Origin of the sequence: Limnobacter sp. UBA7229, assembly GCF_002473065.1 — a bacterium.
GTDB lineage: Bacteria > Pseudomonadota > Gammaproteobacteria > Burkholderiales > Burkholderiaceae_B > Limnobacter > Limnobacter profundi.
The window spans coordinates 336,302-359,650 of the sequence record NZ_DKTN01000022.1 but is presented as its reverse complement, the minus strand read 5'-3'; the positions used below and the strand labels follow the sequence as shown (position 1 = coordinate 359,650).

Sequence of the window (23,349 nt, the reverse complement as noted above, 5' to 3'; positions counted from 1 at the left end):
ATGCATGGCAATTGAATTGATTCGTGACAATCGTTTTGGTGCATTCTTCTGGACGCAGTTTCTCGGCGCGTTCAACGACAACCTTTTGAAATTTGCGGTTACGCTTGCAGTCACCTACAACGATGCGCTTCGCGGCAGCTTTTCCCCTGGTTTGCTCATCAATCTGATTGCGGCACTGTTCATCCTCCCCTTCGTTATTTTCTCCGCCACCAGCGGGCAGCTTGCCGACAAATTCGACAAAACCAAAGTCATGCGATTGGCCAAATGGCTTGAGCCCCCGATTGTATTGATCACCGCCGCTGGCTTTTTGTTGAATTCCGTTGAACTGCTCATACTTGGCGTATTTTTGCTGGGCACGCAATCCGCATTTTTTGGCCCTGCAAAATATGCCTATTTACCTGAACAACTCAAATCGAGCGAACTGGTCATGGGCAATGCTTTGGTCGAGTCTGCAACCTTCATGGCCATTTTGCTGGGCACAATTGCCGCCGGTAGTTTGATGAGTCAGGAGGCCGGTGATGTCGCAGTCTACATCGTGTGCGGGTTTGGTTTTCTGGTGGCCCTGTTGGGCGTATACCAAGCGCAGCGCATGCCTTTGACGCCATCGCATTCACCTGATTTGAAGGTGAATTGGAACTTGTTCACGGAAACGTGGCGCAATGTCAGTTTCGCAACCAATTTGCCCAAAGTATGGCCCGCCTTGTTGGGAATTTCCTGGCTGTGGTTTGTGGGGGCAACCTATTTAACCCAGTTCCCGCTCTTGTCGAAAACCCTGCTCAATGCCAGCCCGGGTGTGGCCACTGTTCTGCTTTTCGCGTTTACCGTTGGGTTGGGTATTGGCGCATTTTTGTGCGAAAAATGGTCGCGAAAGCGTATCGAAATGGGTTTGGTATTGTGGGGCTTGGTCGTGATGATTCTGGCCGGGGTATTGCTGCATGGTGTTTTGGTGGCCTATCAAACCAATCCGGATCAACAAACCGTGGTCGAATTTTTTAGCCAACTGAACAACCTGGCCGTGCTCGGACTTTTTGTACTGATTAGTGTTGGCGTGGGTTTGTACAGCGTTCCCCTGTACGCCACCATGCAAGCTTTTGCGCCCAAGGAAAGCCGCTCGAGGGTGGTGTCGGCCAACAACATCATCAATTCTTTTTTCATGGTGGTTTCCGCCGGGTTCGCTATCGCTATTTTGCTGGCCATGAAAGGCGAGGTGCTCTGGGTGTTCACAGCAGTCACTGCCATCAATGTGGTGGTTTTGGGCCTGTGGTTGTTCAAGCAGCCTTATGTGGCGCTGCGCGCCCAACTGCTGTTGAAGGTGCCAGGCAAACAGTTGCCACGTATTGAAAACATGGATCATCTGGGCGATTCGGGTGGCAACCTTATTGTGTTCCCAACTTTGCTTCATGAGAATTATTTGCAGCGTATGGCGGGTTTGCCCATCGAAATGACAGTGGTGCTTTCCGGGCGTTTAAAACAATCCAGGTTTGTGAATCGTTTGCGCAAACACGGCTTCGTACTCGAGTTCAGCAAACTCTCTGAGATTGATACTCAAAAGGAATTAATCAAGGCGATCGCGTCACATATTCAACAGGGCAGGTCGATCGCCATCGACAAACCCATGTTTGAACTGCTGCGCAAACAGTACCGCCTTGATGACATGCCCGGCGTGTTGGCCAAAAAGGGCGTGGTCATGAATGTGCTGGAGTTTATGGAAGAGCAGGTACAACAAAAAGTTCAAAAAAGTGCAATTTCTCAAACAGTCTGGCGTCTAAACAAAAGAGAGGCTCTAACCGCTTCAGGGGTTTGATACCCCACTAGATAGGGAGATAGTGGTAACAGCAAAGTTAACTAGAAAGTGTTGCAAGCACCAAAACAGCACAAAAATGTAAACAAACAAGCTGGCCTGTTTTTTGCAACTTTTTCGAGAGATGAAAGTGAATGCTTTGGGCGCGAAATAGGTTCACGGCCGAAGCAAAAGGCAAAGAAGCGTTGTGCAGGAGGACATCATGAACACAGAGCTTGAACCGCGTGATTTGAATTCCAGCGATTCTGACATTTTCGGTCAGTTTCAGTCTCGTTTTGCAGCTTTGCAGCAAACCGAGATGAGCCTCGAAGAATACCTCGACCTGTGCAAAGCCGACCCCCTCACATACGCCAGCGCGGCTGAGCGCATGCTTCATGCCATTGGCGAACCCGAAGTCATCAACACCCGGCACGATCCCCGTTTGTCTCGTATTTTCGCCAACCGGGTGGTGCGCCGTTATCCGTCGTTCAAAGAGTTCTACGGCATGGAGGAGGTGATTGAAAACATCGTCGCCTATTTCCGCCATGCCGCCCAGGGTCTTGAAGAGCGCAAGCAGGTGCTTTACCTGCTGGGCCCTGTAGGCAGTGCCAAGTCTTCACTGGCCGAACGTTTGAAAGCCTTGATGGAGCAGCAACCCATCTACGCCTTGAAAGGCTCGCCAATTAACGAATCCCCATTGGGTTTGTTCGACCCGACCCAGTTTGGTGCCTCGCTTGAAGACAAATACGGCATTCCTCGCCGTTACTTGACCGGCATTGCCAGCCCTTGGGCCACCAAGCGCCTGGCTGAATTTGGCGGTGATCTGCGCAAATTCCGGGTGGTTCGTTTAATGCCTTCCACCTTGAATCAAATTGCGATCGCCAAAACTGAACCTGGCGACGAAAACAATCAGGATATTTCAGCACTGGTGGGCAAGGTCGACATTCGCATGCTGAACCAGTTCAGCCAGGACGATCCCGATGCCTACAGCTTCAGTGGTGGCCTGTGCCTGGCCAACCAGGGTTTGCTTGAATTCGTGGAAATGTTCAAGGCACCTATCAAAATGCTGCACCCCTTGCTTACAGCCACGCAAGAACGCAACTTCAAGGGCACGGAAGGTTTCGGTTCGATTCCTTTTGACGGCATTATTTTGGCCCACAGCAACGAGTCGGAATGGCAACAGTTCCGCAACAACAAAACCAATGAAGCGTTTCTGGACCGGGTATACATCGTAAAGGTGCCCTACTGCCTGCGCGTGTCCGAGGAGGTGAAAATCTACGAGAAGCTGCTCGAGCATTCTTCGCTGAACAAAGCACCATGCGCGCCCGGAACCCTGAACATGATGGCGCAGTTCAGCGTGCTGACGCGCTTGAAAGAACCTGCAAACAGCAATCTGTTCAGCAAAATGCGCGTGTATGACGGTGAAAACCTGAAAGACGTTGACCCGCATGCCAAGCCTATTCAGGAGTACCGCGACCAATCCGGGCCCGACGAAGGCATGAACGGTTCTTCCACCCGCTGGGCTTACAAAGTGTTGTCCAAAGTGTTCAACTTCGACCACCATGAAGTGGCAGCCAACCCAGTGCATTTGTTGTACGTGCTTGAGCAACAGGTGATTAAAGACAACTTGCCCGAGGAGCAAACCCGCAAGTACCTTGATTTCATCAAGAGCTACCTCACGCCCAAGTATGCTGAATTCGTGGCCAAGGAAATCCAGACGGCTTACCTGGAAAGCTACAGCGAGTATGGACAAAACCTGTTCGAGCGTTACATACAGTTTGCTGACAAGTGGATTCAGAACGAGGAGTTTCGCGACCCGGCCACTGGGCAAATTTTTGATCGCGACTCACTGAACGACGAATTGGTTCGCATTGAAAAGCCTGCGGGTATTGCCAATCCCAAAGACTTCCGGAACGAGGTTGTGAATTTTGTGTTGCGTGCACAGGCCAGCAATTCCGGCACCATGCCCGCGTGGACCAGCTACGAAAAGTTGCGTGAGGTGATCGAGCGCAGCATGTTCTCGAAAACTGAAGACCTGCTGCCGGTTATTTCTTTCGACCACAAAGGCTCGAAAGAAAGCCAGGAAAAGCACGAGAACTTTGTGGATCGCATGGTGGCCAAGGGCTACACCGAAAAACAGGTTCGTTTGTTGGTGGAATGGCATTTGCGCGTGAAAAAGGCGTCCTGATCACGCAAAACGCATAGGGAGTTTGCCATGGGCGATTCAACCATTATTGATCGCAGGCTCAACGGCAAAAACAGAAGCTTGCCCAACCGCGAGCGCTTTATTCGGCGTTACAAAACGCAATTGAAAAAAGCGGTCGCGGATGTGGCTGGTGAGTCGTCAATTTCTGATGTCAGCGGCGATGGGCGCGTGAAAGTGCGAATTCCCACCCGCGAAGTATCCGAGCCGACCTTCATTTTTGGCCAGGGTGGCGATGTAGAGCATGTGGTTCCTGGTAACCGCGATTTCGTACCTGGCGACCGAATTCCACGACCCAGCGGCGGTGGCGAAGGGCAGGGTGGCGGCAAACCAGGCAAAGGCGAGGGAGAGGACGGATTCACCTTTGTGTTGTCGCGCGAAGAGTTCCTGAACCTGTATTTTGACGATCTTGAGTTGCCAGAACTCCTGAAGCGGGAAATTTCATCGGTTAAGCGCATGAAAAGCCGAAATGCGGGTTACTCCCGCACGGGTGCACCCACCTCGCTTTCCGTACTTCGGACCATGAAGGCCTCGCTTATGCGTCGCGTCGCGCTCGAGCCCAGGGGCGATGATGAGGACGATGACGAAGACGAGAAAGGCCAGCTTGATCTTCTCGAGGATGTGAAGAAGAAGCCCTATGTGCCTTTTCTTGACGAGGTCGACCTGCGCTATCGCAATCGCGTAACCTACCCCGAGCCCTCCACCAACGCAGTGATTTTCTGCCTGATGGACGTTTCTGCTTCAATGGATGAGGCCAAGAAAGACCTGGCCAAACGGTTTTACACACTGCTTTACCTGTTCCTCACTCGCAAGTACGAGGAAGTGAAGCTGGTTTTTATTCGTCACACCGATGAAGCGGAGGAGGTCAGCGAGGAAGACTTCTTCTATGGCAAAAAAAGTGGTGGCACGGAAATCATGCCCGCCATGGAATTGATGCACCACATCATCGAGACCCGCTATCCAGGCAGCGCTTGGAATGTTTACGTGGCGCAAGCCTCGGATGGCGATGCAACCTCGCGTGATGCGCGGGCCAGCGCGGAGTATCTCTCTTCCAAAATCATGCCGCATGTGCGCTACTACGCTTACGTGGAAACCATGCCCACACCCATGTTCGGCATGGCTCGCGCGTCTGATTTGTGGGAAAGTTTTGAACGGCTGGAAGACAGTTTTGCAGGGCACTTTGCCATGCGCAAGCTGTTCAACCGCCGCGACATTTACCCCGTTTTTCGTGGCTTGTTTGAAAAGAAAGAAGTCGCCTTTGGGCGTTAGGAGTAGCAACAATGGCCCAGCAACTTGACCTGGCCGGCAATGAGTGGACATTTGATCTGCTGCGTGACATTGACACGCAGCTTCACGACATTGCAGCCAACAAATACAAACTCGACACCTTCCCCAATCAAATTGAAGTGATCAGTGCCGAGCAAATGCTGGATGCGTATTCCAGCGGTGCCATGCCCGTGATGTATCCACACTGGAGCTACGGCAAATCCTTTTCGGTTAACGAGCATTTGTACGAAACCGGGCAGCAAAACCTTGCCTACGAGGTGGTGATCAATTCCAACCCCTGCATTTCTTACCTCATGGAAGAGAACACCATGACCATGCAGACGCTGGTGATTGCTCACGCCTGTTACGGACACAATTCCTTTTTCAAGGGCAACTACCTGTTTCGGCAGTGGACCCAGGCCGATGCAATCATCGATTACCTGGTGTTCGCCAAGAAGTACGTCATGGAGTGCGAAGAAAAATATGGTATCGATGCAGTTGAAGAAGTGCTTGACGCTGCGCATGCCATACAGCATTTTGGGGTCGATCGTTACAAACGACGTTTTGAATCCGAAGCATCACTGAAAGTGAAGCGCGATGACCTGGCCGAGGAAAAGCGCCGTCAGTACGATGAAATCATGGCCAAGGTGTCGCCAGTCGAGGCGGCTCAAATTGAGCGCCGGCAAGACAACTACCCCCGTGAGCCCGTCGAAAACATTTTGTACTTTGTCGAGAAAGAAGCGCCCAAACTGCGCGACTGGGAACGCGAACTGGTACGCATTGTTCGCAAAATGTCCCAGTACTTTTATCCGCAGGGTCAAACCAAGGTGATGAACGAAGGTTGGGCCAGCTTTTGGCATTACACCTTGCTCAATACCCTGTACGACGAGAAACTTGTGTCCGATGGATTCATGCTCGAATTCCTGACGTCTCACACCAATGTGGTTTTTCAGCCCGATTCGCGCGACGGACGCTTCAGGGCCTTGAACCCCTACGCCCTCGGTTTTGCCATTTTCAGCGATATTCGTCGCATGTGTGAAAAGCCCACAGAAGAGGACAAACGCTGGTTTCCTGAAATTGCGGGTAGCGGCAATTGGTTGAAAGCTGTTGATTTTGCCATGCGCAATTTCAAGGATGAATCATTCATCCGCCAGTTTCTGTCCCCCAAGGTCATTCGAGACTTCCGTTTGTTTGCAATCGCAGATCACAAAACTGAAAGCGAACTGTTTATCGATGCCATTCACAACGACGAGGGTTACAAGCGAATCCGCACCCTGTTGGCAAATCAGTACTCCCGGGAAAGCATGGTGCCCGATATTCAAGTGACTTCCTATGCCCGCATGACAGATCGATCCCTCACGCTTACTCACATGAGCCGTCGTGGAAGGCCACTGAATACGGATGAAGCCGAGAAAACCCTTGCTCAAGTGGAGCGTTTGTGGGGTTTCCCGGTGCACCTGGAAACATCGGATGCGCATTGAAACTCACGTCCGGCAGCAGGCCAAACTAGACCTGTCCGGCTCGGTTGCCCCTTTTGAGTTGAAATTGCCTGACATGCCAGCTTCGGTGTGGGCCAGCCCCGACTTGTTGCGCTCTCGTTTCCATCTTGAAGCCGCCCGTTTTTTCGAGTGCGAATCTGTGTTGGCGGTAACCGGCATAGAAAGCGGTATCTCGGCGCTGGCACGTTTGTTTCAAACCTGGTACGGGTCAATGCGGGTGGTGCTGGCTGAGCCCAGCTTTGATCAATGGGACAAACGCTTTCGCCGGGCCAACCATGTTGTACTCGATTGGCCTGTGGATCTTGTGCTTGAAGGGGATATTCCCGAGTGCGATGTGGTGGTGCTGGGGCGCCCGGTCAACCCCACCTGCCAAATGATTAGCATCCAGCAAATCAAGCCCCTGGCCCGAAAACTTCGGGAGCAGGGCGGCTGGCTTATTCTTGATGAGGCTTATCTGGACTGGACTGGTGAGGAGTCCTATGCGTCCTTCATCGAAGCCGAGCCGGCCATTGTGCTTCGCTCAGTGGCGCCTTTCTCAGGCTTGGCTGGGGCAAACCTGGCATTTGTTTGCGGCCCCAAGGCTGTGTGTACAGCATTGCTCAACGAGGTGGGTACACAAGCCGTTTCTTCGCCGCAATGGTGGCTGGCATTGCAATATTTTGCAGCAGAAGACTGGAGGGCCCAGCAGCTGATTCGCCTGGATGCGGTGTGTACAAGGCTCGAGTCGGTCTGGCGAGTTCGATTGGGCGAGCACATTCAAATTCACAAAGGCGGTTACTTCATCAGTTTTGCCCATCCTAACAATGAGCAATGGGCTGCCGACCTGGAACATGTGGGAATTCTGGTGCGTGCCTATCCGACTGAAGACAGCATTTTGCGATGCGGTGCACCGAAATCCGAGGCAGATTGGACCCGCCTTGAAAATGCGGTGAAGTCGCTTAGCGATTAGTCGTGACGCATCACTTCTTCAATGCCTCGTTCCCGTGGTTTGGTTGAAACCAGCAGGGTTTTCGCCAGGCGGTCTTGAGGAAACTGCCCGTTTTTGTCAAAAAACGAATAAACGAAGGCAATGCCTGTCAAATTGAAAAACCAGCACAGCACGTATCTCAGTATGGCTTGTGCCAGCCCAACACGCTCTCCGTTTTCCTTCACCAGTCGAATGTGCCAGGTTTTCATGGCAAGGGTTTGGCCACCATGGCGCCAAAACCACACAAAATACAGCCCCAGTACGGCGAAAAACCACCACTGGCGTGCCTCTCGAAGGTATAAGGCATGTCTGCTTTGAGTGAGTGTGTCGAAAAAGTAGCCGGCAATGAATAAAACGCCGAAAAGCAGCATGCTTTCGTACAACATGCTTGCAAACCGGCGTTTTCTGCTGGGGCTGATAAGCCCGTTGTCGAGTAGTCGTTCCATTTCGCTATTTTATCGCTGACGCGCTAGCCAAATGGATGCGGGTTTTAATTCAGTGAAGGTTTGTTGCTTTTTCCCTTGAATTCATCGCGCTGTTTCGGATCCAGGCTTTGATAGCTGTTCCAGCTTGAATTTCGCTCGCCCTGGCGCTTCTCTTTCAGGGCCTTGTAGTTTTCACGGGCCGCCGCTTTTTCCCGCGGGCTTAGTTCGCTCCAGGTACTCACCCGTTCACGCATGATTGCCTGGCGCTCAGCAGGCTCACTTTCATACTTCCTGCCAACCTTTAACCAGCGTTCCTGTTGGGCATTGGTCATGGAATTCCAGTCATTTTTCAGTGGTGCAAGCAGCTCCTGCTGTTTGGCAGACAGCTCAGACCAGTCAGTTGCAGCCAGCGCATCCGTGCTCGGAACGCAAAGCACCAGAACCAAGCCCAAGGTCATCAATCCGGAATAGAGTCTAGTCATCATCATGCCCCTGAATCCTTAAATGCTAGATCGACGTGGTGAAGTCGGCGGGTAATGAATCCATCCATTGTTCAATTCCGTCTTCCGCTGGAATTGCATTGTTCTTTTGCAACTCAGTGGCGTAATTGATAAAGCCTGGATCCAGATAAGCATCGGGTGGCAGGTCGTCCGACAAAATCGCGGCGTCGAGATCTGCAGTTTCAGAAATGCGGGCGTCGTAGTTCTCCAGACCAAATTGAGCCACCCCGAAAACCGCACCTGCAATAAACAAGGCACTCACCGCCATGGACAAGGCGGGGCGATTGAACCATTCTGAGAACTGTTGGAATAAATCTGCAATCTTGCCAGCATTGGCCTGTCTGGATTTGGCATGCTGCCCATGTTTCTCGGCATGAAGTTGCACCGATTTGGAGATAGCCAGGTTAAGGCGATCCTGAATGTGGGGCGGAACTTGACCTGCCGACTCATCAAGTAGCCTTTTTACTACATTTGCGGTTAGCCGATCTTCATTCATTCCCGAAACCCCTGTTGCCTCAATACCTGTGCCAATGCCTTTGTCGCTCTGGAGCAGTGCGTTTTCACACTGCCCTCAGAACACCCCATGATCTCTGCCGTTTCTGCCAAGTCCATCTCTTCCCAATAACGCAAGATGAATGCCTGGCGTTGACGCTCTGGCAAATTTGCGATGGCTTCTTCGATGGCCGCCATATTCTGTGATTGTTCAATCTCGTCCTGGGCACTCGCATTCTGGGATTCATCCTGTGCGAGAAGGTTCTCGAGCACATCGTAATCTTCTTCATCTTTCTTCTGAAAGCTTGAAAACAGCGTTGTCCAGGTGTTTCTGACCTTCTGGCGGCGATGATGGTCCAGAATCGTGTTCTGCAAAATGCGGGTAAACAGCATTGGCAGTTCTTCTTTGGGTTTGTCGCCGTATTTGTCAGAAAGCTTCATCATGCTTTCCTGCACCAGGTCCATGGCGCTTTCTTCATTCTTTACGGCAAAAAATGCCTGGCGATAAGCCCGGTGCGACACCTCTTTCAAAAAATCCTCTAATTCTCGCGTGCTGGCCATAAATGTGTGTGTCGAGGTGGTGTCAGAGGGTTTGGGGGTCGAGGCGAGAATGATTCGCAATATTTAACAATACGGCATGATATCAAAGCCACAAGCTTTTTTCTTGACCCACAGCGGGCTTCGCACTAAGATCTCGTTCTACCCTGTTTTTGTCTCTAGTTAATCAGCATACCCTTGTTGTTTTAGCGAAAGACGCGCTAGGGCGCTGAACTTGTGGTTCAGAAGCCCATGGCCAACCTGCCCGACATAATCGGGTTGTGATCGCCAGCGCTTTGCGACATGTCCACACCCACAAGGTTGTTCATTTTCAAAAAGCCTGTGCCCCACGGCAATGCGATCCAGGACGGCATCCGACCAATGTCCCGTGGATTTTGTCAGGATTTTTTAAAATGGAATATACCGGCGCGGAAATCGTTGTCAAATGTCTGGAAGAAGAAGGCGTCAAGCACGTTTTCGGTTACCCAGGCGGAGCAGTACTCTACATCTACGATGCCATCTTCAAACAAGACGGTTTCGAACACATTCTGGTACGTCATGAACAAGCTGCTGTGCATGCAGCCGATGCCTACTCGCGTTCAAGCGACAAGGTGGGTGTTTGTCTCGTGACCTCAGGCCCAGGCCTGACCAATGCTGTTACAGGCATTGCAACTGCCTACATGGATTCAATTCCCATGGTGATTTTGTCTGGTCAGGTGCCCACGCACGCGATCGGTCAAGATGCATTCCAGGAATGCGATACCGTGGGTATTACACGCCCCTGCGTCAAGCACAACTTCCTTGTAAAGGATGTGAAAGACCTGGCACGTGTCATGAAAGAAGCGTTTTACATTGCCCGCACAGGCCGTCCAGGCCCTGTGCTGGTTGATATCCCCAAAGACATCACCATTCACAAAACCACGTTTGATTACTCCGAGCCAGTCAAAATGCGCTCGTACAACCCGGTGGTCAAGGGTCACCAAGGGCAAATCAAAAAAGCCGTGCAAATGATTCTGGAAGCCGAGCGCCCCATGATCTATTCCGGCGGTGGTGTTATTTTGGGTGATGCCTCTGCTGAACTGACTCGTTTGGTAGAGTGGGTTGGTGCGCCAACAACCAATACCTTGATGGGTTTGGGCGCATTCAAGGCCAGCGACAAAAAGTTTGTAGGTATGCCCGGCATGCACGGCACCTATGAGGCCAACCTGGCCATGCAAAATTGCGACGTACTGATCGCCGTTGGCGCCCGTTTTGACGATCGCGTGATCGGTAATCCCAAAGATTTTGCCTCCATTCCACGCAAAATCATTCACATTGATATCGACCCGTCTTCCATTTCCAAGCGCGTGAAAGTGGATGTGCCCATTGTTGGCAACATCAAAGACGTGCTGGTTGATTTGATTCAGTTGCTGGAAGAAAGCGGCAAGCGAGTAGACCAGGGCAAACTGCAAGGCTGGTGGGAACAGGTTGAGAAATGGCGTGGCCGCAAGTGTCTGGACTACGCCAAATCCGATGAACTCATCAAACCCCAGTTTGTGGTTGAAAAGTTGTGGGAAGTGACCAACGGCGATGCCTTTGTTACATCCGACGTTGGCCAGCATCAAATGTGGGCTGCCCAGTACTATCGTTTCGACAAACCGCGTCGCTGGATCAACTCCGGTGGTTTGGGCACCATGGGTGTGGGCTTGCCCTACGCCATGGGTGTTCAAATGGCCAACCCCGATGCGCAGGTGGCTTGTATTACAGGTGAAGCATCCATCCAGATGAATATTCAGGAATTGTCCACCTGCTTTCAGTACCATTTCACGCCGAAAATCGTGAACCTGAACAACCGCTATCTGGGCATGGTTCGCCAGTGGCAACAGCTGGATTATGGCTCACGCTATTCTGAAAGCTACATGGATGCACTGCCAGATTTCGTCAAGTTGGTTGAAGCGTATGGCCACATTGGCATGCAAATCACCAAGCCGTCAGATGTAGAACCGGCATTGCGCGAGGCCTTTGGCAAGTACAAAGACCGTTTGGTGTTCATGGACTTCATCACTGACCGCACTGAAAACGTGTGGCCCATGGTCAAGGCTGGCAAGGGCTTGTCCGAAATGCTGCTGGGTTCGGAAGAACTGTAAAAAGGAGATGGCAAATATGAGACACATTATTTCCGTTCTCCTCGAGAACGAACCGGGTGCGTTGTCCCGCGTGGTGGGCTTGTTTTCTGCCCGTGGCTACAACATTGAAACATTGACTGTGGCCCCCACCGAAGACGAAACACTGTCGCGTATGACCATTGTGACAGTGGGATCCGATGACATTATCGAACAGATCACCAAACACCTTAACCGCTTGATTGAAGTGGTGAAAGTGGTTGATCTAAGTGATGGTGCGCATATTGAACGCGAGCTGATGCTGGTAAAATTGCGCGCAGTGGGCAAAGAGCGTGAAGAGCTGAAGCGTACTGCGGATATCTTCCGTGGCCGCATCATTGATGTCACCGAGAAAAGCTACACCATCGAGTTGACCGGTAACAAATCCAAGCTGGATGCCTTCCTGGAATCGATCGATCGCACTGCCATTCTCGAAACTGTCCGCACGGGCAGCTCCGGTATTGGCCGCGGCGAACGCATTCTTCGCGTCTGAACGGTGGGCCCAGCCCAGGCAAACGAATCTGGTAACTGGGTCTTGAAGATGAATTTAAATACCTGAATCAAAAGGAAAATGACATGAAAGTTTATTACGACAAAGACGCGGATCTGTCCCTGATCCAGAAGAAGAAAGTATCCATTATTGGTTACGGTTCACAAGGCCATGCTCACGCGCAAAACCTGCGCGATTCAGGCGTTGAAGTGGTTGTTGGCCTGCGCAAGGGCGGTGCCTCCTGGTCCAAAGCCGAAGGCGCGGGCTTGAAAGTGAAAGAAGTGGCCGACGCCGTGAAAGAAGCGGATGTGGTCATGATTCTGCTGCCTGACGAGAACATTCCTGATGTCTACAACAAAGAAGTAGCCCCCAACATCAAGGCTGGTGCTGCTTTGGCATTTGCCCACGGTTTCAACGTGCATTACAACCAGGTTGTACCACGTGCAGATATCGACGTCATCATGATTGCCCCCAAAGGCCCAGGTCACACAGTACGTTCTGAGTACCTGAAAGGTGGTGGTGTACCCTCACTGATCGCAATTTACCAAGACACAACCGGCAACGCGCATGACATCGCTTTGGCCTATGCTGCAGCGAATGGCGGTACAAAAGGTGGCGTGATCGAGACCAACTTCCGCGAAGAAACAGAAACCGATTTGTTCGGTGAACAAGCCGTGTTGTGCGGCGGTGCGGTTGAGTTGGTAAAAGCTGGTTTCGAAACTTTGGTTGAAGCAGGTTATGCGCCTGAAATGGCTTACTTCGAATGCCTGCACGAGCTGAAGCTGATTGTTGACCTGATGTACGAAGGCGGCATCGCCAACATGAACTATTCCATTTCCAACAACGCGGAATATGGTGAGTATGTAACAGGCCAACGTGTAATCGCAGACCAGGCTCGCGCAGCCATGAAGGAATGTCTGGCCAATATCCAGAACGGTGAATATGCCAAGCGTTTCATTCTGGAAGGCAAAACCAACTATCCAGAAATGACAGCGCGTCGCCGTTTGAACGCACAGCACCCCATTGAAATCGTGGGTGCCCAGCTGCGCGCAATGATGCCTTGGATCAGCAAGAACAAGTTGGTTGATCAGTCCAAGAACTAATCGACCGATTGATTGCTGTGCCAGAAACCCGCGGTGCGAAAGTGTCGCGGGTTTTTTTGTTATTCATCAAGTGCCCACCCATTTCGACAAGCCTTTGATTTCATCAATAGTTTGTGGCGTCACACCCATTAGTTTGTTGTAGTAGGGCAGTTGGGATTTGCTGCCAGCCACACCAGTATTGAGTGCCTGTATTTCACGATCACCACCCGCAAAAAACAGTTTCTGAAAATTTTCCTGGGCGATTCCCTGGCGCTTTGCATTGATTTCACGCAATAGTCCACCAGTTGCGTTCAAATGCGCGTACAAGTCGCGAATTTCAACGTGAAGTTGCCCCGTCCTGTCTTTGCCGCTTTTGCAATTGAAGGCTGGGGTAGCGCCAATTTCATTGCTCAGCGCCAAAAGACGTGTGGGCAATTTATAAGGTTCATTGCCAACCTCGTGGTGCAAGTCTTTGAGCATAATTTCCCGCACCTGGTTTACCAATTCTTTGATCAGGCTTATTTTTTCAGTCAGTACCTTGCGTTTGCTGATTTGTGCAGGGCTCGCTCCGTCCGTGTTGGCCAGTTCGGTATTCAACTTTCGCAGTTGGTCTCCCGCAAGGCCACCGATTGGTTTGTTTTTTTCAATGGAGCCAATCAGGTGTTTGACTGATTTTTTGTTGATTGAGTCTGCTGTTCGCCAAATACCGATCAATCTTCCCATTTTGCTCAGCGACAAATGATTCACTGGTGTGCAAAAAGTGAAGATACTTGGTTTAACTTTCAGCTCTTTCTCGTGGCCTCGTCCATCGGCAATTCGGATCCGCATTTCTTGCCCATTGGCTCTGGCAAATGCACGCTGTTGCTGCTCAATCATCTCTTTTTCTTTGCCAGCGGCAGTCAACAGATTCACTGAAACAATCTGGATTTCAATGGCTTCTTCTGTGTTCATATTGCGGGCGTCCAATTCATTCCGCTTCAAGTGATCCAGCAAGCTTGCGTGAATAAATTCTTGGACGCGTGCATCATTCGCAGCATTTCGCTGATCAGGCATTTTGATGCCATACGCATCATGCACGGCATGCCTTAGCCCGGAGAACACATAGCCAGTGTCAGTGTCTGAAATTGGATATGGTCTGAATTTGGTTCTCCACAAGTTCACTGCATGGCGTGCTTCTTGAATTGCGTAGCTGCAAACCCCGTTGATGCCATCCCGTCGATAACTCTCCGTCAGCGCGCTGTCCAGGTTTTTTGCGGGAGTCATGGTTGTCAAAAATTTCAAATTCTTGAATTTGCTCTGCGGCTCAGTAAAACGCAGATCATGCAACACAGAAATGTTGTTCCAGTCTTTCGACTGAAGTACATCGATGTATCGCTCAAAAATCTGTTTGTCCAAGGCATCAATACTCATGTTTTTTGTTCGAAATCCAAGGCTGCGGAACCTTCCGTGGATTACTGAGGCCAAGGCCGTACGTACGTGAACATGCCGGGTCGACTCAGGGATGCCACTGCCCCAAGTGCCCGCGCGAACCAGCGCCGTTTGCTCTCGTTTGAATTGCCGGAAAACATCAGTTATTTTGCTCCGCTTGTGTTTTCCGCCAATGTCTTGCTTGATGCTGGTGTTGTCAAAGCTGATATTCTGCGATTGCTTCTCGCGAAGGGCGCTGGCCGCCCTGTCAATTAGCGAGGAGAATTCTTCAAGCGAAATGTTGGCATCAGGTTTTGAATTTTGTTTGAGTATTTCGTTGACCACTTCAAGCGCGGCTTGGTAGTGAAGTAGTTTGAAACCTATCGCATCGGCAGTGGATACCGATTCGCCGGATGAGCTTCGCTCGAGCTCCTCTATGTAGCTGGTGTCGCTACAGGCGCTAAAATAATCAGCTTCGTTCTCGTTGTTCTCAGTGATTTCATCCTTCTTGTGTGTGTTGCGCGCTGCCGCAGACGCATTTCTCGATTGGGCTGTTAACAATTTCAAACTTTGTGCCATCGATCCGGGAAAGCCCGAAAGCAATAACTTCACCAATTGAACAAGCGGGCTGAAAATGCGAAGCAAAGCGCTTCCAAACACGCCATGCTTTACTTGGTTGACCGTGTGTTCGCTCGGCGAAATCGTGTGGCTTCGGGGCGGTGTGTGAATTGAATTGTGGGGGGGCATACTTGATGAGCAATTTGCGGTTTTGTGGGGGGCTGATGATAGGTGGTTGGGCGCGAACCAAAGTTCAATAGTCAAGATACCTGCCCTGTACCCGAATTTCGAAGGTGGTCTTGTTTGAAGGGGTTGTAGGGGGCTCATTCTGATTCTTATTGGTCAATTCGCACAAAACTTACCGCACTTGGTCGTTTTGGCTTATAAAATCGGGTTCATAACCATTCTCAACAAAGAGCCATGAACTATCCACATCCCATCATTGCCCGCGAGGGTTGGCCTTTCCTGGCAATCGTCGCGATCCTGGCGCTTGCACTCCAGTCGTTTGGCCTCACATTCCTGTCGGTCCTTGCCTGGATTCTGTTCATTTTTGTATTGCAGTTTTTCCGTGATCCCCCGCGTTACATTCCTGCCCAGAAAAACGCGGTAGTGTCACCTGCCGACGGGCGCATCGTGGCCGTAGAGCGTGTGGAAGACCCTTATGCCCAGCGTGAAGCCCTTAAAATTTCCGTATTCATGAATGTGTTCAATGTGCACTCCAATCGAATTCCGATCGGCGGTGAGATCAAATCTGTGGATTATTTCCCGGGTTTGTTTGTGAATGCAGATCTGGACAAGGCCAGTACCCAAAATGAGCGCAATGCCATTGTTATTCACACTGAAAGCGGGGCAACGGTCACTGCTGTGCAGGTGGCTGGTTTGATCGCCCGCCGAATTCTCTGTTACGTCAAGCCGAATGAGACTGTTGAAAAAGGCCAGCGTTATGGTTTCATCCGGTTCGGTTCACGCGTAGACGTGTATTTGCCCACCGATTCTGTACCCAAAGTTGCAATCGGTGACAAAGTGTCTGCGTCCTCAACCGTGTTGGCCGAGTTGGTGTCCTGATCATGCGATTCAAGCGCAATAAAAACCGGTTTGGTGCTCCAAGGGCCTTTTCGAGTGGTGCGGCCCGTCCGGCTGGAAAACCCCACAAAGGCGTCTACTTGTTGCCCAACCTGTTTACTACAGCGGCCTTGTTCAGTGGTTTTTACGGCATTGTGATGGCCATGGGGCAGCAGTTCACCACAGCTGCAGTGGCCATTTTTGCCGCTTTGGTGCTCGATAGCCTCGATGGTCGAGTTGCCCGAATGACCAATACCCAGAGCGCATTTGGTGCCGAGTACGACAGTTTGGCGGATATGGTGTCCTTTGGCGCGGCACCCGCGCTCATTATTTACGAATGGTCACTCAGCGGAATGGGCAAACTGGGCTGGGTTGCGGCTTTCGTTTACCTGGCCGGTGCAGCTTTGCGCCTGGCACGATTCAATACCAATGCAGCCGTGGTGGACAAAGCCTGGTTTCAGGGCCTGCCAAGTCCGGCGGCTGCGGCTTTGGTTACTGGTTTTGTGTGGGTGATGGACGACGCCAAAATGGCTGGAGCCGAGCTGGATTGGCTGGCTTGGGGGATTACCTTCTACGCCGGGATCACCATGGTGTCCAATGTTCCATTCTTCAGCGGCAAAGATTTCCATTTCCGCCGCAGTGTTCCCTTCCTTGTGCTCGCCTTGATCCCCTTGGTATTTGCTTTGGTTTCTCAAGATCCGCCTAAGGTGTTGTTTGGCGTTTTTGTACTGTATGGGCTTTCCGGTTATGTGGTGTACCTGGTGCGGAAAGTAAAAGGGCAGGGACTCAAAGGGCTGGACATCGAAAGGGACGAACATTTTTAAGTCGGGCTCCCTGCAATACCGCTGCCAGCGTGCATTGTTGTATCCTTAAGGCATAATCAGGAGAACAGCATGTCAGACCGCCTCATCATATTCGATACCACCCTGCGCGACGGCGAACAAAGCCCTGGCGCATCCATGACCCGCGAAGAAAAAATCCGCATCGCCAAGCAGCTGGAAAAACTGAAGGTTGATGTGATAGAGGCCGGTTTCGCCGCCTCCAGCAATGGCGATTTCGAAGCCATCAAATCCATTGCCTCGGTCATCAAAGACTCCACCGTGTGTTCTTTGGCCCGTGCAAACGACAAAGACATTACGCGGGCAGGTGACGCGCTGGCACCCGCCGAGCGCCGCCGCATTCACACCTTCATTGCCACGTCGCCCCTGCACATGGAGGTGAAGCTGCGAATGACGCCCGACCAGGTTCTGGAGCAGGCCGTGAAAGCAGTGAAGCTGGCCTTGCAATACACCGACGATGTCGAGTTTTCCGCTGAAGATGGCTACCGCTCGGAATTGCCTTTCCTTGCCAAGGTTTGTGAGGCGGTCATCAAGGCCGGCGCCAAAACAATCAATATTCCCGACACTGTGGGGTATGCCGTGCCCTCCTTGTATGGAGAGTTCATGCGCGACTTGCGCACCTTGACGCCCAACAGCGACAAGGCGGTGTGGTCCGTTCACTGTCACAACGATTTGGGTATGGCGGTGGCCAACTCCCTGGCGGGCGTGGCCATTGGTGGTGCGCGGCAGGTGGAGTGCACCATCAACGGACTGGGCGAACGCGCAGGCAACTGTTCGCTCGAGGAAATTGTGATGGCGGTTAAAACCCGTCGTGATTTCTTCGATCTGGATGTCGGTATTGATACCACTCAAATTGTGTCTGCCAGCCGCCTGGTCAGCAATATTACGGGCTTTGTGGTTCAGCCCAACAAAGCCATTGTAGGGGCCAACGCCTTTGCCCATGCATCTGGTATTCACCAAGATGGTGTGCTGAAAGCGCGCCAAACCTATGAAATCATGACAGCCGAGGATGTGGGGTGGTCTGCCAATAAAATCGTGTTGGGCAAGCTGTCGGGTCGCAATGCCTTCAAGCAGCGCCTGGAAGCCTTGGGTATTGAAATGGAAAGCGAGCAGGCGTTGAACGACACTTTCCAGCGCTTCAAGGACCTTGCCGACCGCAAAGCCGAAATTTTTGATGAAGATATTCATGCCCTGGTTTCCGGTGACGGCGCAGGTGGAGAGTCCGAGCACTACCGTTATGTGTCTCTGGTTCAGCATTCTGAGACGGGTGAGCGCCCCAAAGCGCGTGTTGTGTTCTCAATCGATGGCCGTGAAGTGGTCTCTGAAAGTCAGGGCAATGGGCCTGTGGACGCCACGGTAAAAGCCATTGAGGCCGAAGTGCAAAGCGGTGCTGAATTGTTGCTGTTCTCGGTCAACGGCATTACCTCGGGTACCACTGAATCGCAGGGCGAGGTTACGATGCGGCTGCAAAAGGGTGGGCGAATCGTCAATGGCGTGGGTGCAGACCCCGACATTGTGGTTGCCTCAGCCAAGGCTTATCTGTCTGCTTTGAATAAATTGCAGTCAAAACACGAAAAGTTGAATCCACAGGTTTGATTTTCAGCAGTTTTCCCCTACAATAATGGGTTCAGGTGACCGCCTTTTTAATTAATTTGAATTAGGGGTGGTCTTTTTACACGGAACTGCGGTTGCCATTGTGGCTGCAAGTTCACGCAAGTGGAGTAATAAAGATGTCAGAAATCAATAAAGCGGCAATTCTTGCCGAATATCAACGCGCCAAGGGCGACACAGGTTCTCCCGAGGTTCAAGTGGCATTGTTGACAGCCCGAATCAACTCGTTGACCGATCACTTCAAGGCCAACGCCAAAGACCATCACTCACGCCGCGGTTTGCTGCGCATGGTGTCTCGTCGTCGTAAGCTGCTTGATTACCTCAAGCGCAAAAACGCAGATGCCTACCGCAACCTGATCAGCAGCTTGGGTCTACGCAAGTAATTGGTCGCTGCTACAAGCCGTTGATTTGACTCAAATGCCTGCAACCCCGGTTGTGGGCATTTGTGTTTTAAAACTGACGGGCTCTCGCATCCGGGTATTGGCCCGGCGAGATTACTAAAAGGAAAAGACAAAGTGTTTGAAATTCATAAAGAAACGTTCCAGTACGGTCAACACACAGTGACCCTGGAAACCGGTGAAATTGCCCGTCAAGCGGGTGGCTCTGTAATCGTTACTGTAGACGACACCGTTGTATTGGCCACTGTAGTGGCCGCCAAGTCGGCGAAGCCTGGTCAAGATTTTTTCCCATTGACTGTTGATTACGTTGAAAAATTCTATGCTGCCGGCCGTATCCCCGGTGGTTTCTTCAAGCGTGAAGGCAAGGGTACTGAGCAAGAAACCCTGAATGCACGCTTGATCGATCGTCCATTGCGCCCTCTGTTCCCTGAAGGCTTCTTCAATGAAGTGCAGGTAACTCTGACTGTCATGTCGATTAACCCCGAAGTGAATCCAGACATTCCCGCCATGTTGGGTGCGTCTGCTGCGCTGTCCATCGCCGGCATTCCTTTCAATGGCCCTGTTGGCGGTGCTCGTGTGGGTTATATCAATGACCAGTACGTGCTGAACCCCACAGCCACACAGTTGAAAGACAGCAAAATGGACCTGATCGTTGCGGGTACCGAAGCTGCGGTGCTGATGGTTGAGTCTGAAGCTCACGAGTTGTCCGAAGAAATTATGCTGGGCGGCATCATGTTCGGTCACGAACAAATGCAAACCGCAATCAATGCCATTCACGCGCTGACTGCCAAAGCTGGCAAGCCTGAATGGGATTGGAAAGCTGCACCTGCCAACGAGCCTTTGGTTGCGGCCATTACCGAGTTGGCCGGCGAAAAGCTTGCTGCTGCCTACAAAATGACTGAAAAGCAGGCACGTAGCCAGCGCTTGAAGGAAATTTCAGCGGAAGTAGCCGCTGAATTGCCTTCCAAGTTGACTGAGGAGCAGCGTGCAGCAATCACCAATGCGGACATTGGCGATGTCATGTTTGGTCTCGAAGCCAAAATTGTTCGTGGCCAAATTTTGAATGGTGAACCACGTATCGATGGCCGCGACACACGCACCGTGCGCCCCATTACTGTTCGCACCGGGGTATTGCCACGTGCACACGGTTCCGCTTTGTTCACACGTGGCGAAACACAGGCTTTGGTAGTTACCACCTTGGGTACCGGCCGTGACGAACAAATGATTGATGCGGTTGCCGGTGAATATCGCGACCGCTTCATGTTCCATTACAACATGCCCCCGTACGCCACTGGCGAATGTGGTCGCATGGGTGCACCAAAGCGTCGTGAAATCGGTCATGGTCGCTTGGCACGCCGCGCGGTTGAAATGATGTTGCCCGCGCCTGAAGATTTCCAATACACCATGCGCGTGGTGTCAGAAATCACTGAATCCAATGGTTCAAGCTCTATGGCGTCTGTGTGCGGTGGTGCATTGTCTTTGATGGACGCAGGTGTTCCCTTGAAACAGCTGGTGGCCGGTATTGCCATGGGCCTGATCAAGGAAGACAACAAGTTTGCGGTACTCACAGACATTCTGGGTGATGAAGATCACCTGGGCGACATGGACTTCAAGGTTGCCGGTACTGAGAATGGTGTGACTGCACTGCAGATGGACATCAAGATTCAGGGCATCACCAAAGAGATCATGCAGGTTGCGCTGGCGCAGGCCCGTGAAGGCCGCATGCACATTCTGGGTATCATGAAAGAGGCCACAGGTGGCAGCGTAGGCGAATTGTCTGCCTACGCCCCTCGCATGATCACCATGAAGATCAACCCTGAAAAGATCCGTGACGTGATTGGCAAGGGTGGTGCAACCATTCGTGGCATTACCGAGCAAACCGGTGCAAGCATCGACATCAAGGAAGACGGTTCTATTACCATCGCCTCGGTTGATGGTGATGCTGGTGAGCGTGCCAAAAAGCTGATTGAAGACATCACGGCTGAGGTTGAAGTTGGCGCTGTGTATGAAGGCACCGTGTTGAAGTTGCTCGATTTCGGTGCAATTGTCAGCGTGTTGCCAGGCAAGGATGGTTTGTTGCACATCTCCCAAATTGCCAACGAGCGCGTGAACACGGTTGGTGATTTCTTGAAAGAAGGCCAGGTTGTGAAGGTTAAGGTGTTGGAGGCCGATGAAAAAGGTCGCTTGCGCTTGTCCATGAAAGCCTTGCTGACTCCTGAAGCGCCTGCTGAGCAAGCATCTGAAGGCTCAAGCGAAGGTTGATGAGTACAGCGCTTTTACAACAACTGCCCGTTAGCATGAGGGCAGTGGGTGTGAAAGCCCCCGGTGGCGTAGATCAGCTTGATTTGATCGAGCTACCGGTGCCGTCACCCAAGCCAGGTGAGGTGCTTATTCAGGTTAAGGCCGCCGGGGTAAATCGCCCCGATGTTCTTCAACGCCTGGGTTTGTACCCGCCGCCCCCTGATGCCAATCCTAACCTTGGGTTGGAAGTGTCTGGCGTGGTTGTGGCCGTGGGTGCAGGTGTCTCTGAAAGCATGTTGGGTAGCCCCGTCATGGCTTTGTGCAATGGTGGGGGTTACGCGGAATATGCATGCGCGCCTGCAGGGCAATGCATGCACATACCGGAAGGTTTAAGTTTCACCGAGGCGGCCAGCCTGCCCGAGGTGTACATGACCGTTTGGCAAAACCTGTTCATGAAGGGTGGTGCCAAGGCGGGTCAAACTGTATTGATTCATGGGGGCAGCAGTGGCATTGGCACGGCTGCCGTCCAGCTTTGCAAGAAACACGGGTTGCGAACCCTTGTTACTGTTGGTAGCCAGGAGAAAGCCGATTTTTGCCTGGGTTTGGGGGCTGAGAAAGCCTACCTGTACAAAACCCAAGACTGGGAACAGTTGGTATTGCAGGATACGCAACAGCAGGGTGTCGATTTGATTCTCGACATGGTTGCGGGCGAATACCTGAATAAAGATTTAGGCTGCGCAAAACCCCAAGGAATGGTGATAGTAATTGCCCTTTTGGGTGGGCGTTTTGCAAATATTGATGCGGCAAAGTTGATGACCAAGCAAGTGGTGTTGACTGGAACTACCTTGCGCCCGCGTTCTGCTGAGTTCAAGGCAGATTTGGCGCGACAGGTTGAAAGTGAATTGAGAGAAGGTTTTTCCTCTGGAGTGCTGAAATCGCTGGTTCAAGCCACTTTCGCACTTGATGACGTTGCCCAGGCGCACCTGTTGATGGAGTCGGGCAACTCCTTGGGAAAAATTGTGCTCTGCATTGAGAATCAAGGAAGGGAATCAGGACAAACATGAGCGAGACAAACAAACAAAATTCAAGAAAGAAGTTGGTGGCTGGTAACTGGAAGATGAATGGCAGCTTCGATTCGAACGAGGCGCTTGTTCTGGGCTTTCTGCCCGAAGTTGATGATCAGGTTGATGTATCCGTATTTTGTCCTTTTCCTTATCTGTCGCAGGTCGGCAAGCTGTTGGAGGATCAACGTGTGACTTTCGGTGCGCAAGACGTGTCGGCAAAGCCAGGTGGTGCTTACACTGGTGAGGTCTCAGTGGACATGCTCAAAGAGTTTGGCGTGAAGCAGGTGCTGGTGGGACACTCCGAGCGCCGCCAATACCACGCTGAAAGCAGTGTGGCAGTGGCCGAGAAGGCGGTTGCAGCCATTCAGGGCGGTATTACGCCAATTGTTTGTGTGGGTGAAACGCTTGCAGAACGAGAAGCGGGGAAGGTTGAGGCAGTGATTGCCTCTCAGCTGGACCCGGTTGTTGAGCGTTGTTCAAAGTTTGTTGAAAGCGGCACCTGGAACCTGGTGATTGCCTACGAACCCGTTTGGGCAATTGGCACTGGCGTCACCGCCAGTCCCGAACAGGCGCAAGAGGTGCATGCCATGATTCGAGCCCGATTAAATGCCATGTTGGGGCCGGAAGTGGCTCAGAACACCCGAATTTTGTACGGCGGAAGTGTGAAGCCGGGCAATGCAAGCGAGATTTTTGCAAAAGTTGACATTGATGGTGGCCTAATTGGTGGTGCCGCTTTGTCTTCTGATGATTTCTCTGGAATAATACGCGCCGCGAGAGGTTAAATAAT

General features: G+C 51.8%; 21 protein-coding genes. 15 read left to right on the top strand and 6 right to left on the bottom strand.

All coding sequences use genetic code 11. The annotated features are described in order from the left end of the window. Positions 1-4 precede the first annotated feature (4 nt). The 5 genes from B4C79_RS13505 (at position 5) to B4C79_RS13485 (ending at position 7,697) form a co-directional block, all read left to right on the top strand. Positions 5-1,804, top strand: coding sequence for an MFS transporter (locus B4C79_RS13505; protein ID WP_171098536.1), 1,800 nt, complete (start codon positions 5-7; stop codon positions 1,802-1,804). Positions 1,805-2,003: 199 nt separating this feature from the next. Next, positions 2,004-3,968, top strand: coding sequence for a PrkA family serine protein kinase (locus tag B4C79_RS13500; RefSeq protein ID WP_105029842.1), 1,965 nt, complete (start codon positions 2,004-2,006; stop codon positions 3,966-3,968). A gap of 27 nt (positions 3,969-3,995) precedes the next feature. After that, positions 3,996-5,252 carry a YeaH/YhbH family protein gene (locus tag B4C79_RS13495; RefSeq protein ID WP_105028760.1) on the top strand — a complete coding sequence of 419 codons (1,257 nt, stop codon included), beginning with the start codon at positions 3,996-3,998 and terminating at the stop codon, positions 5,250-5,252. A gap of 11 nt (positions 5,253-5,263) precedes the next feature. Beyond that, a complete protein-coding gene (locus tag B4C79_RS13490) occupies positions 5,264-6,730 on the top strand; it encodes a SpoVR family protein (RefSeq protein ID WP_171098538.1) in 1,467 nt (488 codons plus the stop codon). Further along, the gene (locus tag B4C79_RS13485; RefSeq protein WP_291741093.1) at positions 6,720-7,697 is read left to right on the top strand and encodes an aminotransferase class I/II-fold pyridoxal phosphate-dependent enzyme; all 978 of its coding nucleotides are present in this window, start codon (positions 6,720-6,722) and stop codon (positions 7,695-7,697) included. The genes B4C79_RS13490 and B4C79_RS13485 overlap by 11 nt, the downstream gene beginning before the upstream one ends. Here B4C79_RS13485 and B4C79_RS13480 read toward each other — a convergent pair. The 5 genes from B4C79_RS13480 to B4C79_RS13460 form a co-directional block, all read right to left on the bottom strand. Next, complete coding sequence (locus tag B4C79_RS13480; RefSeq protein WP_105028763.1) at positions 7,694-8,161, bottom strand: RDD family protein; 468 nt, start codon at positions 8,159-8,161, stop codon at positions 7,694-7,696. The genes B4C79_RS13485 and B4C79_RS13480 overlap by 4 nt on opposite strands. A 44-nt stretch (positions 8,162-8,205) precedes the next feature. Beyond that, positions 8,206-8,628: a DUF3106 domain-containing protein gene (locus B4C79_RS13475; RefSeq protein WP_291741089.1), complete on the bottom strand. Its 423-nt coding sequence runs from the start codon at positions 8,626-8,628 to the stop codon at positions 8,206-8,208. A gap of 19 nt (positions 8,629-8,647) precedes the next feature. Beyond that, complete coding sequence (locus B4C79_RS13470; protein WP_291741087.1) at positions 8,648-9,136, bottom strand: DUF3619 family protein; 489 nt, start codon at positions 9,134-9,136, stop codon at positions 8,648-8,650. After that, positions 9,133-9,693: an RNA polymerase sigma factor gene (locus B4C79_RS13465; protein ID WP_171098545.1), complete on the bottom strand. Its 561-nt coding sequence runs from the start codon at positions 9,691-9,693 to the stop codon at positions 9,133-9,135. Before B4C79_RS13465 ends, B4C79_RS13470 begins: the two co-directional genes overlap by 4 nt. A gap of 218 nt (positions 9,694-9,911) precedes the next feature. Continuing rightward, a complete protein-coding gene (locus B4C79_RS13460; RefSeq protein WP_008251157.1) occupies positions 9,912-10,043 on the bottom strand; it encodes a hypothetical protein in 132 nt (43 codons plus the stop codon). A gap of 39 nt (positions 10,044-10,082) precedes the next feature. Here B4C79_RS13460 and B4C79_RS13455 point away from each other — a divergent pair, with 39 nt between their 5' ends. The 3 genes from B4C79_RS13455 to ilvC all read left to right on the top strand — a co-directional run bounded on the left by B4C79_RS13455 (position 10,083) and on the right by ilvC (position 13,403). Further along, a complete protein-coding gene (locus B4C79_RS13455; RefSeq protein WP_105028766.1) occupies positions 10,083-11,795 on the top strand; it encodes an acetolactate synthase 3 catalytic subunit in 1,713 nt (570 codons plus the stop codon). Positions 11,796-11,811: 16 nt separating this feature from the next. Beyond that, positions 11,812-12,303 carry an acetolactate synthase small subunit gene (ilvN, locus tag B4C79_RS13450; protein ID WP_105029844.1) on the top strand — a complete coding sequence of 164 codons (492 nt, stop codon included), beginning with the start codon at positions 11,812-11,814 and terminating at the stop codon, positions 12,301-12,303. 83 nt (positions 12,304-12,386) lie between these two features. Continuing rightward, positions 12,387-13,403 (top strand): ketol-acid reductoisomerase, encoded by a 1,017-nt coding sequence (gene ilvC, locus B4C79_RS13445; RefSeq protein ID WP_105028767.1) that lies wholly within the window; start codon positions 12,387-12,389, stop codon positions 13,401-13,403. Between the two features lie 66 nt (positions 13,404-13,469). Here the strand turns inward: ilvC and B4C79_RS13440 are convergent, their stop codons facing one another. Further along, complete coding sequence (locus B4C79_RS13440) at positions 13,470-15,356, bottom strand: inositol phosphate phosphatase SopB (protein ID WP_291741084.1); 1,887 nt, start codon at positions 15,354-15,356, stop codon at positions 13,470-13,472. 411 nt (positions 15,357-15,767) lie between these two features. Here B4C79_RS13440 and B4C79_RS13435 point away from each other — a divergent pair, with 411 nt between their 5' ends. The 7 genes from B4C79_RS13435 to tpiA all read left to right on the top strand — a co-directional run bounded on the left by B4C79_RS13435 (position 15,768) and on the right by tpiA (position 23,344). Next, the gene (locus B4C79_RS13435; RefSeq protein ID WP_291741082.1) at positions 15,768-16,412 is read left to right on the top strand and encodes a phosphatidylserine decarboxylase; all 645 of its coding nucleotides are present in this window, start codon (positions 15,768-15,770) and stop codon (positions 16,410-16,412) included. Between the two features lie 2 nt (positions 16,413-16,414). Next, positions 16,415-17,233, top strand: coding sequence for a CDP-diacylglycerol--serine O-phosphatidyltransferase (gene pssA, locus B4C79_RS13430; RefSeq protein ID WP_291741080.1), 819 nt, complete (start codon positions 16,415-16,417; stop codon positions 17,231-17,233). Between the two features lie 69 nt (positions 17,234-17,302). Further along, on the top strand, positions 17,303-18,844 hold the full coding sequence (locus B4C79_RS13425; protein ID WP_105028770.1) for a 2-isopropylmalate synthase: 1,542 nt from the start codon (positions 17,303-17,305) through the stop codon (positions 18,842-18,844). A 134-nt stretch (positions 18,845-18,978) separates the two neighbouring features. Continuing rightward, entirely contained in the window at positions 18,979-19,242 is a 264-nt protein-coding gene (gene rpsO / locus B4C79_RS13420; RefSeq protein WP_008251166.1) for a 30S ribosomal protein S15, read from the top strand. 132 nt (positions 19,243-19,374) lie between these two features. After that, positions 19,375-21,519, top strand: a complete 2,145-nt coding sequence (gene pnp, locus B4C79_RS13415; RefSeq protein ID WP_291741079.1) for a polyribonucleotide nucleotidyltransferase — start codon at positions 19,375-19,377, stop codon at positions 21,517-21,519. Further along, on the top strand, positions 21,519-22,562 hold the full coding sequence (locus tag B4C79_RS13410; protein WP_291741077.1) for an NAD(P)H-quinone oxidoreductase: 1,044 nt from the start codon (positions 21,519-21,521) through the stop codon (positions 22,560-22,562). The genes pnp and B4C79_RS13410 overlap by 1 nt, the downstream gene beginning before the upstream one ends. Continuing rightward, complete coding sequence (gene tpiA, locus B4C79_RS13405; RefSeq protein ID WP_105028773.1) at positions 22,559-23,344, top strand: triose-phosphate isomerase; 786 nt, start codon at positions 22,559-22,561, stop codon at positions 23,342-23,344. Before B4C79_RS13410 ends, tpiA begins: the two co-directional genes overlap by 4 nt. The last annotated feature ends 5 nt before the right edge of the window (positions 23,345-23,349 follow it).

Excerpts from the sequence above, each read along its gene's own strand:
- B4C79_RS13465 (WP_171098545.1), bottom strand. The coding sequence starts at position 9,693 with ATGGCCAGCACGCGAGAATTAGAGGATTTTTTGAAAGAGGTGTCGCAC.
- rpsO (WP_008251166.1), top strand. The coding sequence starts at position 18,979 with ATGTCAGAAATCAATAAAGCGGCAATTCTTGCCGAATATCAACGCGCC.
- B4C79_RS13485 (WP_291741093.1), top strand. The coding sequence starts at position 6,720 with ATGCGCATTGAAACTCACGTCCGGCAGCAGGCCAAACTAGACCTGTCC.
- B4C79_RS13505 (WP_171098536.1), top strand. The coding sequence starts at position 5 with ATGGCAATTGAATTGATTCGTGACAATCGTTTTGGTGCATTCTTCTGG.
- B4C79_RS13500 (WP_105029842.1), top strand. The coding sequence starts at position 2,004 with ATGAACACAGAGCTTGAACCGCGTGATTTGAATTCCAGCGATTCTGAC.
- B4C79_RS13495 (WP_105028760.1), top strand. The coding sequence starts at position 3,996 with ATGGGCGATTCAACCATTATTGATCGCAGGCTCAACGGCAAAAACAGA.
- B4C79_RS13470 (WP_291741087.1), bottom strand. The coding sequence starts at position 9,136 with ATGAATGAAGATCGGCTAACCGCAAATGTAGTAAAAAGGCTACTTGAT.
- B4C79_RS13425 (WP_105028770.1), top strand. The coding sequence starts at position 17,303 with ATGTCAGACCGCCTCATCATATTCGATACCACCCTGCGCGACGGCGAA.
- B4C79_RS13435 (WP_291741082.1), top strand. The coding sequence starts at position 15,768 with ATGAACTATCCACATCCCATCATTGCCCGCGAGGGTTGGCCTTTCCTG.
- B4C79_RS13410 (WP_291741077.1), top strand. The coding sequence starts at position 21,519 with ATGAGTACAGCGCTTTTACAACAACTGCCCGTTAGCATGAGGGCAGTG.
- tpiA (WP_105028773.1), top strand. The coding sequence starts at position 22,559 with ATGAGCGAGACAAACAAACAAAATTCAAGAAAGAAGTTGGTGGCTGGT.
- ilvC (WP_105028767.1), top strand. The coding sequence starts at position 12,387 with ATGAAAGTTTATTACGACAAAGACGCGGATCTGTCCCTGATCCAGAAG.
- B4C79_RS13475 (WP_291741089.1), bottom strand. The coding sequence starts at position 8,628 with ATGATGATGACTAGACTCTATTCCGGATTGATGACCTTGGGCTTGGTT.
- B4C79_RS13460 (WP_008251157.1), bottom strand. The coding sequence starts at position 10,043 with ATGCCGTCCTGGATCGCATTGCCGTGGGGCACAGGCTTTTTGAAAATG.
- B4C79_RS13490 (WP_171098538.1), top strand. The coding sequence starts at position 5,264 with ATGGCCCAGCAACTTGACCTGGCCGGCAATGAGTGGACATTTGATCTG.
- B4C79_RS13480 (WP_105028763.1), bottom strand. The coding sequence starts at position 8,161 with ATGGAACGACTACTCGACAACGGGCTTATCAGCCCCAGCAGAAAACGC.
- B4C79_RS13455 (WP_105028766.1), top strand. The coding sequence starts at position 10,083 with ATGGAATATACCGGCGCGGAAATCGTTGTCAAATGTCTGGAAGAAGAA.
- pssA (WP_291741080.1), top strand. The coding sequence starts at position 16,415 with ATGCGATTCAAGCGCAATAAAAACCGGTTTGGTGCTCCAAGGGCCTTT.
- ilvN (WP_105029844.1), top strand. The coding sequence starts at position 11,812 with ATGAGACACATTATTTCCGTTCTCCTCGAGAACGAACCGGGTGCGTTG.